Annotated in this window: 10 protein-coding genes; 6 read left to right on the top strand and 4 right to left on the bottom strand. The window is 62.5% G+C overall.

The features are described 5' to 3' along the window. Window positions 1-143 precede the first annotated feature (143 nt). Complete coding sequence (locus THIDRDRAFT_RS20365) at window positions 144-1,379, bottom strand: multifunctional CCA addition/repair protein (RefSeq protein ID WP_007042803.1); 1,236 nt, start codon at window positions 1,377-1,379, stop codon at window positions 144-146. A gap of 228 nt (window positions 1,380-1,607) precedes the next feature. Between THIDRDRAFT_RS20365 and THIDRDRAFT_RS20360 the strand changes: the two genes are divergently transcribed. The 4 genes from THIDRDRAFT_RS20360 (at window position 1,608) to THIDRDRAFT_RS20345 (ending at window position 5,176) form a co-directional block, all read left to right on the top strand. Beyond that, a complete protein-coding gene (locus THIDRDRAFT_RS20360) occupies window positions 1,608-2,090 on the top strand; it encodes a DUF2939 domain-containing protein (RefSeq protein ID WP_007042802.1) in 483 nt (160 codons plus the stop codon). Next, window positions 2,087-3,256, top strand: a complete 1,170-nt coding sequence (prpF, locus tag THIDRDRAFT_RS20355) for a 2-methylaconitate cis-trans isomerase PrpF (protein ID WP_281054777.1) — start codon at window positions 2,087-2,089, stop codon at window positions 3,254-3,256. The genes THIDRDRAFT_RS20360 and prpF overlap by 4 nt, the downstream gene beginning before the upstream one ends. Window positions 3,257-3,614: 358 nt before the next feature. Next, window positions 3,615-4,655 carry an AAA family ATPase gene (locus tag THIDRDRAFT_RS20350; protein ID WP_007042800.1) on the top strand — a complete coding sequence of 347 codons (1,041 nt, stop codon included), beginning with the start codon at window positions 3,615-3,617 and terminating at the stop codon, window positions 4,653-4,655. Beyond that, window positions 4,655-5,176: a cysteine--tRNA ligase gene (locus THIDRDRAFT_RS20345; protein WP_007042799.1), complete on the top strand. Its 522-nt coding sequence runs from the start codon at window positions 4,655-4,657 to the stop codon at window positions 5,174-5,176. Before THIDRDRAFT_RS20350 ends, THIDRDRAFT_RS20345 begins: the two co-directional genes overlap by 1 nt. Window positions 5,177-5,341: 165 nt before the next feature. Here THIDRDRAFT_RS20345 and ychF read toward each other — a convergent pair whose 3' ends face one another. Both ychF and THIDRDRAFT_RS20335 read right to left on the bottom strand, forming a co-directional pair. Then, entirely contained in the window at window positions 5,342-6,433 is a 1,092-nt protein-coding gene (gene ychF, locus THIDRDRAFT_RS20340; RefSeq protein ID WP_007042798.1) for a redox-regulated ATPase YchF, read from the bottom strand. A gap of 100 nt (window positions 6,434-6,533) precedes the next feature. Next, the gene (locus THIDRDRAFT_RS20335) at window positions 6,534-8,030 is read right to left on the bottom strand and encodes a mannose-1-phosphate guanylyltransferase/mannose-6-phosphate isomerase (protein WP_007042797.1); all 1,497 of its coding nucleotides are present in this window, start codon (window positions 8,028-8,030) and stop codon (window positions 6,534-6,536) included. A gap of 151 nt (window positions 8,031-8,181) precedes the next feature. On the opposite strand from THIDRDRAFT_RS20335, the gene THIDRDRAFT_RS20330 reads away from it, so the two are divergent. Both THIDRDRAFT_RS20330 and THIDRDRAFT_RS20325 read left to right on the top strand, forming a co-directional pair. Beyond that, a complete protein-coding gene (locus tag THIDRDRAFT_RS20330) occupies window positions 8,182-9,000 on the top strand; it encodes an inositol monophosphatase family protein (protein WP_007042796.1) in 819 nt (272 codons plus the stop codon). A gap of 86 nt (window positions 9,001-9,086) precedes the next feature. After that, complete coding sequence (locus tag THIDRDRAFT_RS20325; protein ID WP_007042795.1) at window positions 9,087-9,530, top strand: tetratricopeptide repeat protein; 444 nt, start codon at window positions 9,087-9,089, stop codon at window positions 9,528-9,530. 103 nt (window positions 9,531-9,633) lie between these two features. Here the strand turns inward: THIDRDRAFT_RS20325 and THIDRDRAFT_RS20320 are convergent, their stop codons facing one another. Then, a complete protein-coding gene (locus THIDRDRAFT_RS20320; RefSeq protein ID WP_007042794.1) occupies window positions 9,634-13,722 on the bottom strand; it encodes a PAS domain S-box protein in 4,089 nt (1,362 codons plus the stop codon). Window positions 13,723-13,903 lie beyond the last annotated feature (181 nt).

Genomic DNA, 13,903 nt, shown 5'->3' with positions numbered 1-13,903 from the left:
AATGGGCTACCAGCTACCAGCTACCAGCTACCAGCTACCAGCTACCAGCTACCAGCTACCAGCTACCAGCAAGATTATAGTGCTGGCGGCTGGCGGCTGGCGGCTGGCGGCTGGCGGCTGGCGGCTGAAAGCTGCCACCCGAATCAGCGCGCGGACTTGATCGCCGCGATGCGCGCCGCGCGAATGCGCTCCGGAATCAGACGCGGCTCGGGGGCCGATCGCGCGATGATTCCGACATCGACCTCGACGACGGCGGCGAACAGACGCCGCAGGGTCTCGGCCTGGGGATAGTCGCGTTCGGCATAGCCGGTGCGACCTCGATAATCGGCCTCGCAGGCGATCAGCATCTGCTCGAAGCGCTCCGGGCGACGGAAGGCGTCGGCCCGCTCCATCAAATTCAGCAGGGTTGCGGGCCGCAGTTCGTCCACCTTATGGACCAGGCCGTGCAGGGCGGAGGTAATGCGCGCCAGATCGCGACAGCGAACCGGAACGCGAAAGCGCTTGCACACCGCATCGACCAGTGCCAGACCGCGCTCCTCGTGACCATGATGGCTCGGCAGGATGTCGCCCGGCGTGGTGCCCTTGCCCAGATCGTGACAGAGCGCGGCGAAGCGCACCTCCAGATCGGGAGAGAGTCGAGCGGCCATGTCGACCACCAGCATCACGTGAACGCCAGTGTCGATCTCGGGATGCCAGCGTTCGGGCTGGGGCACGCCCCACAGCCGATCCAGCTCTGGCATCAAGCGCTCCAGGGCACCGCAGGCGCGCAGCACCTCGAAAAAGGGCGAAGGACAAGCCTCGCCGAGTGCGCGCGACATCTCCTGCCAGACTCGCTCGGGAACCAGTGCATCGACCTCGCCGGCCGCGACCATCGCGCGCATCAGCGCCAGGGTCTCTCCGGCGATGCGAAACCCCAGATCCGAGAAACGCGCGGCGAAGCGGGCGAGCCGCAGGATGCGCACCGGATCCTCCGCGAACGCGGGAGAGACATGGCGCAGAACGCGCGACTCCAGATCGGCGAGTCCACCGTAGGGGTCGATGATGGAGCCGTCCGCGTCCAGGGCCAGCGCGTTGATGGTGAGATCGCGCCGCAGCAGGTCCTGCTCCAGCGTCACCTCCGGGTCAGCATGCACCTGGAAACCATAATAGCCGGGGGCCGTCTTACGCTCGGTGCGCGCCAGGGCGTACTCGTCCTTGGTCTCTGGATGCAGAAAGACCGGAAAGTCCTTGCCGACCTGCTGGAAGCCGCGACTCAGGAGATCATCGACCGTCGCACCCACCACCACATAATCGTGCTCGTGCACGGCACGCCCCAGCAGACCGTCGCGCACGGCGCCGCCGACGAGATAGGTACGCAGACCTCGGGTCGCCTCGCTCATCGTCCACTCCCGGTCGTCGGTCGTCTCGACAACGCCAAGGCCCCCAGGGGAGCACCACCGGCATTTCGAGCCACCGCATCCAGAATCCACTGTCCACCCATCTCGACCTCCATCACCAAGGGAAGGCGCTCATCGACCTCCAAGAGCCAAAGCCTCCATCTGAGGGGATTATATCCGTCCGCCTCCGAAGGGTTAGAATTCGCACTCCCACTAGCAGGAGTCAGACGCATGCGCTTTATCGGTTACTTGATCCTATTGGCCGCGATCGGTTACGGACTCTGGCCCTATTACAGCGTCTATCGGCTGGACGATGCGATCGGTCTTCAGGACAGCAGCGAGTTGGCCGAAATGCTGGATCTGCAGGCAATCCGCGACAACTACAAGCAGCGCCTCGCCTCGGGCGTCGAGGGTGTGATCCCGAGTGAGAATGCCGACAGCGTCGTGGGCTGGATCCGCCAGAACGTCGCACGGCTGGGCGACGCGGCACTGGAACAGGCCATCACGGTCGACTGGGCCCGCAAGACCCTGCGCGACGCCGTCACCCAGGCCACCGGCCAAAGCCCGCCCTATCTGCTCGCCGCCGTCGATTTCGCCTTCTTCGAGTCCTACAACCGCTTCCTCATCCGCATCGGCAAGTTGGGACAAGGCGCGACCCACGTGCGTCTCTCGCTGATCGGCAAGGAATGGAAGATCACGGACATCATCCCTTGACGGCGAACCGAGCGCGGCCGTCCAGGCGCATCCCAGCGGTCTGGATGCGCGGCGGAACCAGCAAGGGACTCTTCTTTCGCAGCGACGTCCTCCCGAGCGACCCCGCCGAACGCGACGCGCTCATCCTGCGTGCGCTCGGCAGCCCGGATCCCTACGGCACCCAGATCGACGGTCTCGGCGGCGCGACCTCCAGCACCAGCAAGGCCGTCATCGTCGGCCCATCGTCACGACCGGACTGCGACCTCGACTATCGCTTCGGCCATGTCTCAATCCAGTCGCCCCTGATCGACTACAGCGGCAACTGCGGCAATCTGACCTCGGCCGTCGGTCCGTTCGCCATCGCCGAGGGGCTGGTCGCTCCGCTCGAGGGCGTCACCGAGGTGCGTATCTGGCAGGCCAACATCGGCAAGCGCATCCTCGCCCGCGTGCCGGTACGAGACGGCCTACCGCTGGAAACGGGCGATTTTCGCCTCGATGGAATCCCTTGGAGCGGAGCGGCGATCGAACTCAGCTTTCTGGATCCGGGCGGATCAGCCGAGGCGCCCTTGCTGCCGACCGGGCATGAATTGGACACCCTGGAGATCCCAGGACTCGGCCGGATCGAGGCGACCCTCATCAATGCCGGCAACCCAACCGTTCTGGTGCGCGCGGCCGATCTCGGCCTAACGGGACGCGAGCTACCCGCCCAAATCGGTGCCGATCAGGCCCTATTGGAGCGCTGCGAACGCATCCGCGCCCACGCCGCCGTCACCATGGGATTGGGCGACACGCCCGACGCAGTCAGCCGATCGCGCCCGGCCACGCCCAAGCTCGCCTTCGTCGCCCCCGCCACGGACTCGGTCGACACACGCGGCGAGCCCATCCCGGCCGAACGCATCGACCTGCTCGCCCGCATCCTCTCCATGGGACGTCCGCATCATGCCTTCACCGGCACCGGGGCCGTCGCCCTCGCTGTCGCCGCCGCCATGCCCGGAACCCTGGTCAACGCCATGACGCCCTGGGCCGGACAATCCGGCGTGCATCACTGCCGGCTCGGTCACCCGTCCGGCACCCTGGAGGTCGGAGCCGAGGTCATCGCCGACGCCAACGGCTGGCAGGTCCCGCGCGCCATCCTGCGCCGCACCGCGCGCCGACTGATGGAAGGGGTCGTGCTGGTTCCGGAGTGAGCTATCCCGATCAGCGCGGAAGATTGGGGCCTTTGCTAAAACAGACGGCCGGAAACGCCTTCGCGCACGCACTATAAAAACCAAGGCTCAATCTGTATTCCGAACAGGTCAGCCTCTGTCAACTGGTAGATTGTTCGCACGACGGCTATCTGGTTACTAAGATATTGTTTTATATCATGAATGCTGCGTTTCAAAACGGCAAAAATGCTTCGATTGTGGCGAGCTAACTGAAACGCAGAAAGAGCCAAAACCAAATATGCCCGAGCCTACAGCGACCTGAGTACCGGCCGAGCATCATCCAATCAGACAGTGCATGCGCCAGTTAAGGCAAACACAACTGGATATTTGAGGAGGAGACATGCTCAAAAAAGCCCATTTCAAGAACTTCACCCGTGTGCCCAATGACGATTGGCAGTTTGCCTCTGGGATCAATGTCATCGTCGGCGAAAACGGCCTAGGCAAATCGCATGTGCTCAAGGCCATCTACACGCTCCTGAAGGTACAGGCTGACGCCAAGGACTTGTCCAAATCGACCCTTGAAAAGGCTTATGCCGAGAAGCTGGTGGCAGTACTGAGGCCTGAAAGCCTGGGGCGGCTTGCCAAGCGCAGACAGGGTCGCGAGCGCTGCGAAATCGCTTTGACGTTAGAAGACCCTGAGCTCGACTGCGCCATCGGCTTTGCCACCAACGCCAAGAGCCAGGTCGAAGTCATTCAGACGCCGGCCAAAAGTCTGGTGCTGTCGCCGGCCTATCTACCCACACGTGAACTCGTCACGCTGTGCCCCTGGTTTCTACCTCTGTACGACAACTATCACTTGGAATTCGAGGAAACCTGGCGCGACACCGTGTCGCTGTTGGGCAACCCGACACTCAAGGGGGCACGCGAAAAAGATGTGACTCGGCTACTGGAGCCGCTAGAACAGGCGATGGGCGGAAAGGTCATCGTCGATTCCAGCAGCGGCCGCTTCTATCTGCAAGCTCCTGCTGAAGGCCGAATGGAAATGGCCTTGGTGGCTGAAGGTCTGCGCAAGCTTTCAATGCTGGCACGCCTCATCAGCACCGGCACCTTGCTCAAACAGGGTTTCCTGTTCTGGGACGAGCCTGAGACCAACCTCAATCCTAAGCTCGTCAAAACCGTGGCCGCCAGCATCGTGGCGGTTGCCGCATCGGGCGTGCAGATATTCATTGCCACACACTCGCTGTTCCTGCTGCGTGAGCTGGAAATACTGCTCGACGACAAGGCTCACAGAAAATTGTCACGGCGATGGTTCTCACTGGCGGCCTATGAAAACAGCGTGCTGCTGGAGCAGAGTGCCCAGATCGAAGACATCCAGACTCTGGTGATGCTGGAACAGGAACTGGCACAATCGGACCGTTTTCTAGGATGGGAAGCGGCGTGATGGCGGAGATTCAGGAAGGGAGTTTGCTGTTCACATTCGACGCGGCCACTTCAGCCAGTAAATACGATGACTGGTCCTTCTACCGGAACCAATTCCAGAACGCCTGTTTCCGCAACAACAAAGCAGTGGACATCCTGTGCAAGTCGGACCGTGTCACCTGGCTCATCGAGATCAAGGACTACCGCCAGCATGCACGCACGAAAAGCGTCGATTTGGCGGATGAAATCGCCATCAAGGTTCGGGACAGCCTGGCAGGAATCCTTGCGGCAAAGACCCAGGCCAATGATTCTGAAGAAAAGGACTTCGCTCGAAAACTGGTTCTCTCAAAGCAATTCCGCGTGGTCTGCCATATCGAACAGCCAGCGAAATCGAGCCGGCTTCGCCCCCGTGCCATAGAGCCCGACGATCTGAAAGATACACTGCGGCGATTGATCAAAGCCATCGATCCGCATCCGATCGTGATGGACAAGGACACCTCGGGACCAACCGTGCCTTGGAATGTGAGTAGAAGGAATCCGTGAAAACACCGAAAACCTGGCACGAATCCGACATGGACCGCCGGCCGGGTCCAGGCGAATCGTGGACGCGAGATTCTCGCCCCCCCTGATATAGGGCGTCATCGCCGAGGTCACGAAGCCAGAGCTTCGTGACCAGAAAGCTGACAACTGGAGGCTGGCAGCCGATCGCTAGACGTTGAAGCGGAAGTGGATGATATCGCCGTCCTTGACCACGTACTCCTTGCCTTCCGAACGTAGCTTGCCAGCCTCCTTGGCGCCCTGCTCGCCCTTGCAGGCGACGAAGTCCTCGTAGGCGATGACCTCGGCGCGGATGAAGCCGCGCTCGAAATCGGTATGGATGACGCTCGCGGCCTTGGGCGCCTTGGCATTATGCGGAATGGTCCAGGCACGCACCTCCTTGGGACCGGCGGTGAAATAGGTATCCAGCCCCAACAGGCTGTATCCGCCGCGCACCACCCGGTTCAGACCCGGCTCGTCGAGCCCCAGCTCGGTCAGGAATTCGTCGCGATCCGACTCGTCGAGGGCAACGATCTCGGCCTCGATGGCCGCACAGACCGAGACCACGATGGCGCCCTCCGCGTCCGCCAGCGCCTGGACCTTGTCCAGCAGCGAATTGTCGGCAAAACCGTCCTCGGCCACATTGGCGATGTACATGGTCGGCTTGGCGGTGAGCAGGAAGAGATCGCGCAGCTCGTTCGTCTCGTCGTCGTCGAGCCCCATGGCACGGACTGGCTTGCCGGTGTCCAGATGATCGCGAACCCGCTCCAGCAGCTCTTTGCGGAATAGGATCTTCTTGTCGCCGGTCTTGGCCGCGCGCACCGCGCGGTCGAGCGCCTTCTCGACCGATTCCATGTCGGCCAGCGCCAGTTCGGTGTTGATGACCTCGATGTCGCTCAAGGGGTCGACCTGACCCGCGACATGGATGACGTCATCGTCCTCGAAGCAGCGCACCACATGGGCGATGGCGTCGGTCTCGCGGATATTGGCCAGGAACTTGTTGCCGAGCCCCTCGCCCTTGGAAGCGCCCGCGACCAGACCGGCGATGTCGACGAACTGCATGGAGGTCGGAAGTACCCGCTCCGGCTTGGTGATGGTGGCGATCACATCGAGCCGAGGATCGGGGAGAGGGACTACCCCGACATTGGGGTCGATGGTGCAGAAGGGGTAGTTCTCGGCCGCGATGGTGGCCTTGGTCAGGGCATTGAAGAGGGTCGACTTGCCGACGTTGGGCAGGCCGACGATGCCGCATTTGAATCCCATGAGGTGAGTCCGCTCGGAGAAAATCGGGTGATGTTACAGACTTGCGGCAGCAGGCGCCAGAGCTGGCCGACCCTGCCGAGAAGGTCGGCCAGCCCCGCCGTCAGGATCCGTCCTGAGTGCCGCGGTTGTAGCGGTCCTCGAAACGGACGATGTCGTCCTCGCCGAGATAGCTGCCCGATTGGACCTCGACCAATTCCAGCGGAATGCTGCCCGGATTCTCCAGCCGATGCGTTGCGCCCACCGGGATATAGGTCGACTGGTTCTCGGTCAGCAGAAAGGTGCTGTCATCGCAGGTGACCCGGGCGGTACCCGAGACCACGATCCAATGCTCGGCGCGATGGTGATGCATCTGTAGCGAGAGCGTCTCGCCCGGCGAGACCGTCAGACGCTTGACCTGATAGCGCGGTCCCTGCCCGATCGACTCGTAGGAGCCCCAGGGTCGATGGACGCGTTGATGATGCAGATATTCGTGACGCCCCTGGCGCTGCAGGAACTGGATCACGGCCTTGACGTCCTGGGCGCTCTCCTTGCTCGCCACCAACACGGCGTCCGGGGTCTCGACCAGGATGAGATCATCAACGCCGACTGCGGCCACCATGCGATGGTTGGCCATCAGCAGATTATTGCGGGCGTTGTGAACGAAGGCGTCGCCATCGAGGACGTTGCCGGCGGCATCCTGCTCGCGGACTTCCCACAGCGCCGACCAGGCACCCACGTCCGACCAGCCGACATCGAGCGGAATCACCACCGCCGACGCCAGATCATCCGCATCGGCGTCGGGACCGCAGAGTCGCTCCATGACCGCATAGTCGATCGAATCGCTCGGCGAGGCGCCGAACAGATCGGCATCAAGGCGCAGGAAATCACCGTCCTCGGTGGCCGCCACGAAGGCCTTGCCCACGGCCTGGGCGATGTCGGGGCAAAAGCGCTCGACCAGCCCGAGCCAGAGCGACGCCTTGAGCACAAAGATGCCGCTGTTCCACAGATAATCGCCGCTGGCCAGATAGCCCTGTGCGGTCTCGGCATCCGGCTTCTCGACGAAGCCGTCGAGCGCATAGGCCCGCCCGGCGAGCCCCTCAGCCTGATAGACTCGGCCCTGGCGGATATAGCCATAGCCGGTCTCGGGCTTGCTCGGCACGATGCCAAAGGTCACCACCGCCCCCTCACGGGCCAGCAGATAGGCATCGGCGACTGCGGCCCGGAACCCGGATTCGTTGCGGATGGTGTGATCGGCCGGCATCACCAGCAGAATCGGATCCTCGTCATCCTGGGTCGCCGCCAAGGCGGCCAATGTCAGGGCAGGCGCCGTGTTACGCCCCTTGGGCTCAAGGACGATGCAGGCGGCCTCCACCCCGATGACGCGCAACTGCTCGGCGACGAGAAAACGATGCGCGTCGTTGCAGATCAGCAGCGGCGCGGCCAGCCCCACGGCATGGCGCGGATGCTCCGCGTCCAGGCCATCGAGCCGAAGCACCGTCTCCTGGAGCATGGTGTGCTCGCTGGTCAGGGGCAGGAACTGCTTGGGATAGGCCTCACGGGAAAGCGGCCACAGCCGTGTCCCGGATCCGCCCGAAAGAATCACTGGTTGCAAAGACATCGCGAGGAACCTGCTCCTTGGATCTTGATTGGAACAAAACGATCTAGAAGATCTGGATTGATGGAACCGACTGTCATAACCGGCTTGATTAGAGCAACCGGTTCCGACCAGGTCAAACCGATCCGCCCGAAAACCGGATAAGCCAGAGGCCATGACACCAACACTCTCCCATCTCTCCGCCCTGCTCCGAGACACGGCCGCCGCCGAGATCCTGCCTCGCCTCCAAGGCACCGAGGCCCATCACAAGTCCGACGGCAGCCTGGTGACCCAATCCGATCTCGCCGTACAGGCACGACTGACCGAGACACTGGCCCGGGATTTCCCCGGAGTCCCCCTGCTCGGCGAAGAGATGAGCGAAACCGAACAGCAGCGCATCCTCGCCGACAACGGTCGCGGCGTCTGGGTGCTGGACCCCGTGGATGGCACCAGCAACTTCGTCAGCGGCTTTCCGGGCTTCGCCATCTCACTGGCACTGGTCGAGGACGGACGGGTCACGCTAGGCGCCGTGCTGGATCCCGTGCGCGACGAATGCTTCACCGCCGCACGCGGCGTCGGGGCCTTTCTCGATGGCGAGCCCATCCACACCCAGGCACGTAGCGCACAGCTCAAGGACTGCCTGGCGATGATCGACATGAAACGGCTTCCACCAGAGGTGCTGCCGGCACTCTTTCGTCCGGGTGGATTCGGCTCCCAACGCAACCTAGGAGCGGTCGCGCTGGACTGGTGCTGGCTGGCCCAGGGACGCGTTCAGCTCTATCTGCACGGCGGACAACGTCTCTGGGATTATGCGGCCGGACGCCTGATCGCCGAGGAGGCCGGCGCCGCCGCCCTGCACTACAGCACCTGGGGCGCGCAACCGTCGCAAGCACTGGGGCTTGAATCCCGCCGTGCGATCGCTGCGGCCAACCCGCATCTCCTGGATGTCTGGCTCGACTTCCTGCGCCCACTCTGGGATGGCGCGTCAGACTGACGCGACAGCGTCGGCGCCCCGCGAGCGGCCCCGGTCATCTGAAGACCCTTCCGATTCACAGGCTCGATTAGACAGAGGACAGACGCATGGACCAAGACCAAAACGATCTCGACATGGAACTGGCGAGCGGTATCGCCGCCTTCGAATCCAAGCAGTTCTCGCGCGCCGTGGGACTGCTATCGCCCCTGGCCGACCAGGGCGACATGGAGGCTCGCTACCGCATGGCCATCATGGCGCAAAACGGACTGGGCATGCTGCCGAACCCGCTGCTTGCCTACAGCTACATGAAGAGCGCGGCCGAGGCCGGAATGGGACTGGCGCAGCACGGACTGGCCTTCATGTATATGCAGGGCGAATGCACCGACCGCAATCCGGCCAAGGCGGTGGAATGGTTCAAGCGCGCGGGGGAGCAGGGACTGATCGGATCCATCACCACGCTGGCGATGATGTACGAGGAGGGGCATGGGGTCGAAAAGGACCCGGAAGAGGCCGCCCGACTCTATCGGCTGGCCGGATTTGACGAGCGTTGAAAAGGATGTCGCCGAGGCGGGCCGAAATCCTGGGTTTCGCCGCGCCGCACCCAGGCTACGACCTGTAGCCCGGATGGCGCTCGAAACGTCTGATGAATCGGCGCTACGAGGGCGCACGTCGGCGAACCTTTTCCAGCAGATTGAGGGCGGTATCGAACTCGAAGCCGGAGATCAATTCCTTCAAGCCGGAAAAATCCGGCCCCAGCGCGGTGCTCAGCAGCTTCGCTTCAGATCGAATCAGACCAATGGCGCGCGTGTCGTATTGCGCGAGCATGGTTGCAAGCTGATCCTGCACCGCATCCAGATGCTCCCAATCCAACGCCTCATGCTCGGACGTGGATTCAAACGCCTGAGTCTCGAGCTCGCTCATGGCCAGGAAGGTCAGATAGGGCTCGAAGGTCTCGGCAATCACTCGGATCAGACCGACGACGCGGTCTGGGTCCGGGTTCGTCTCGCTACGTATCAAGGCATCCAGACGCGCGGCCGATTCGGCGATGGACTTGATCCCTAGGGTGCCGGAGACACCTTTGAGCCCGTGTGCCAGACGGCGAATGCCTTGAAAATCGCCAGCCTCGTGCGCGCAGAGCATGCGCTGGGAATCCTCGCGGTGAGACAGCAGAAATCGGCGCAACAGCTGTAGATACTTGGCTCGACTCCCGGCCAGACTGGCGAGCCCTTGGGCGAGATCCAACCCAGGCAGTCCTTCGAGATAGCGAAAGAGCGCATCCGCGTCCGATTGGGTCTGCGGAGACGTCGCCGTCTCGACATCCTGACTCGACGGACGAACACCACCCTTTCCGCCCTCTCTGGAGGCTGGAAGCCATGTGAGCAGCGCCCGGAACAGATCGTGAGGATCCACGGGCTTGGCGACGAAGTCGTTCATTCCCGCGTCGAGACAGGCATGGCGATCATCGTCGAAGGCATTGGCGGTCACCGCCAGGATAGGCCGCTTCGACCAGCCTGGCAGGCCACGAATGGCGCGCGTGGCCTGCAGTCCGTCCATCACCGGCATCTGCACGTCCATCAGCACGAGCGCATAGTCTCCCTCGGCGGCCATCTCGAACGCCTCCTGTCCGTTCGCGGCCGTCTCGACGACAAGTCCCACCGAACGCAGCAAATCCAACAGCACCTCGCAATTGATGGGATTGTCCTCGGCCAGCAAGAGTCGGGCTCCAGCGTGGATGGACCTTAGATCGGCCTCGGCGGATGCCCAGCGATCATGCCCGACGGGGGCGCCTCGCTCGCCGCGCCTCAGGCGTACCGTAAACCAGAACACACTTCCTGTGCCCTCCCCTGTCTCGACCCCCGCCTCGCCGTCCATCAGACGTGCCAACTCATGGGTGATGGCCAGCCCCAGCCCGGTGCCACCGTATCGCCGCGTGGTCGAGCTATCGGCCTGTTCGAAGGCATGGAACAACCGAGACACCTTATCCCTCGGGATACCGACGCCGGTATCCTGAACCTCGAAGCGCAGCCGCATGCCATCGGCATCGTCGGCGAGCACGCGCGCGCGCAGGACGACTCCTCCGTGCTCGGTGAACTTGACCGCATTGCTCGCATAATTGAGCAGTGCCTGAAGCAAGCGCGTCACGTCGCCGCGCAGCCATAGCGATGGCTGATCGATCTCGATCGAGACATCCAAGCCCTTGGCCTCCGCGCTCTCGATGACGAGCGAGCGGACCTGATCGAGGAGCGCGCCCAAGGCAAAATCGCCTTCGTCCAGCTTAAGCTTTCCGGCCTCGATCTTGGACAGATCGAGGATGTCGTTGATGATGGTGAGCAGATGACGCGCGGCGATATCGATCTTTTCCAATCGCGCGATATTGGTGGCGTTGGCCAAATCGCGCCTCAACAGATGAGTCAGCCCCAAGATGGCATTCATGGGGGTGCGGATCTCGTGACTCATATTCGCCAGAAAGGCGCTCTTGGCCCGCACCGCGCTCTCGGCCTCATGCGCCCGGCGTTCGAGCTCCGCCGCCATATCGCGCTGCGGCTTGATGTCGCGCGCGCAGCCGACCATTCCGAGCACACATCCATCCTCGTCGAGCACCGGCGCCCTGACGGTCTCGAACAGCACGTCCGGGCGTTCGGGCAGCACTAATTCGACCGTCATCTGAGATCGGGTCGCCATCACCTGAGCGTCCTCGGAATTCACCTTACTGGCAAAATCCAGCGGCCACAGATCGGCGCTCACCTTACCGATGACGTCTTCCGGGTCGAGCCCGCAAATGTTGGCGAACGATCGGTTGACGGCGATAAATCGCCCCTCGGCATCCTTGAGCCAAGCCATCAGCGGCAGATTGTCGATCAGCGCCTGGAGCGCGCGCGTCTTATGGCGCAGCTCAAGCGTGCGCTGCTCCACCAATTCTTCCAGGTGATCGCGATGACGCTCCAGCTCTTCGGCAAGACGTTTCTTTTCGGTGATGTCTTCCTTGACCGCGACATAGTGGGTGATACGCCCATCCGTCTGGCGAATCGGGGAAATGACGGATGCCTCGTTATAGACCTCGCCGTTTTTACGCCGATTGATGAATTCGCCCTGCCAGGCTTGCCCCTTATCGAGGGTCGACCAGAGGGAAACGAAGGTTTCGGAAGGTGTCAGTCCGGAATTGAGTATGCGCGGATTGCAGCCGATGGCCTCCTCGCGCGAATAACCACTGACCGCGACGAAGGCGTCGTTGACGTATTCGATCAGTCCTCGAACATCCGTGATGACGACACTCTCGGGGCTCTGCTCGACCGCCTGGGAGACCTTGAGCAGCTCGCCTTCGATCCGTTTGCGCTCGGTGATGTCGCGATACACCCCGCGACGTCCCAGAAAGCGCCCGTCCTCGGTGAGCACGGGATTGCACACGTGCTCGATCCAGCGCTCTCCCCCATCGCGCGCGCGCAAGCGCACGATCAAAAGATCGTCGTCCGGCTCGGACGAGACAAGCGCACGGCGGACATGATCGCGCCAGATATCCAGATCCTCGGGATGGATGAGTCGCCCCAGGAGCCGAGGATCGCTAACGAATTCCTCGGAACGGTAGCCCGTGATACCGAGGCAGGCCGGAGAAACGTACTGACAGGTGCCGTCCGGATTCATCCAATATTCCCAGTCCGGACTGTATTCGGCGAGCACCCGATAGCGCTCGCGCGTCTCGACCAGCCAACGCCCCTCCTGTTGACGTTCGAAGTAGACGGCGATGTGCGAGGCGACAGCCTCCAACAGATCGGCCTCCGCTTGCGAAAAGGCGTCGTCATCAAGGCCGGGCGGCTCCCGGTAGGCCACCGTCAGTCGCCCCTCCCGCCCGCCGACGAGTTCAACGGAACGTTCCAGCATCCAATCCGTTCGCGCAAAACCCGGCGTCGACAGGATCGTATCGGCCAGTTGGATCCGAACCTCGGCCAACTCCGGATGACGCACCACGTCCGGCAATCGGTCCAGCACTCGCCGCAGCACCCGGTCGATCGAGACATCGGAGTGCCGCGTGTCCTGCAGCACGCCATACAGCAGGGTCAGCTTCTTGACCTTGGCTTTGAGGTCGACCTCGCGATGACGCAAACGCTCGCTCGCATCCCGAAGGGACTCGCGCTGGTTCACCGCCTCGGTACGGTCGATGACGGCACAAACGTACTGCTCGGCCTCACCGCTCAAAGACGGCAAGTGTGCAATATGGAGATCGGCGTAGAAGGTCTCCGAGGGTGCACGGCGGAAACGGATCTCGGAAAGCTGCAGGGTTCGATCGGGCTCAAGCCGCCCCAGAGCCAGGCCGACCGAATCACGATCCGACTCATCGATCAGACGAGTGAAGTAGTGCTGATGCAGATGGGTTTGGCGGAGACCGAAGAGATCCTCCGCAGCCAGATTGGTCTCCAGCACCAATCCACGACGGTCGATCACCAGCTCGGCGACCGGCAAACTGCTGAAGAAGGAGGCAAAGCGGTCGAGTGCGAACTGAGTCTGGCGGTGACTCTGCTGCAGCTCCTCGTTCTGGACCTGCAGCTCGGTCTGATAGATGCGCAGACTCTCGACCAGCGCCACGACCTTGATGTCCGCGTCGCGCAGGATCTCATCGGCAATGTTGAACCGCCCCGTGCGCAACGCCTCCAGGGCACGCTCGCGGATCTGATCGCCCGACAGGTCGTTCGTCGCCGAAGATACCTCGGAGGTATTCGGCAGCGGGGGACCAGAGGACTGCTCGCACATCACCAATTCCTCGACACTTAAAAGAATGCGCCTAGGTCATCCATAAACAGCGGATTCAAAAATAGATTCCCTTCTCCAGCACGCGCCCAAACGCGCGGCTCCACCACCGGCGAAGAACCGACGATCATCCTAAGGATACAAAACAGGGCGATGGGACGAAGATCTCGCGCCATCCAAGCCA

Source organism: Thiorhodococcus drewsii AZ1, assembly GCF_000224065.1.
GTDB lineage: Bacteria > Pseudomonadota > Gammaproteobacteria > Chromatiales > Chromatiaceae > Imhoffiella > Imhoffiella drewsii.
Note: the sequence above shows the minus strand (reverse complement) of the source record. Positions and strands in the feature narration are given on the sequence as shown.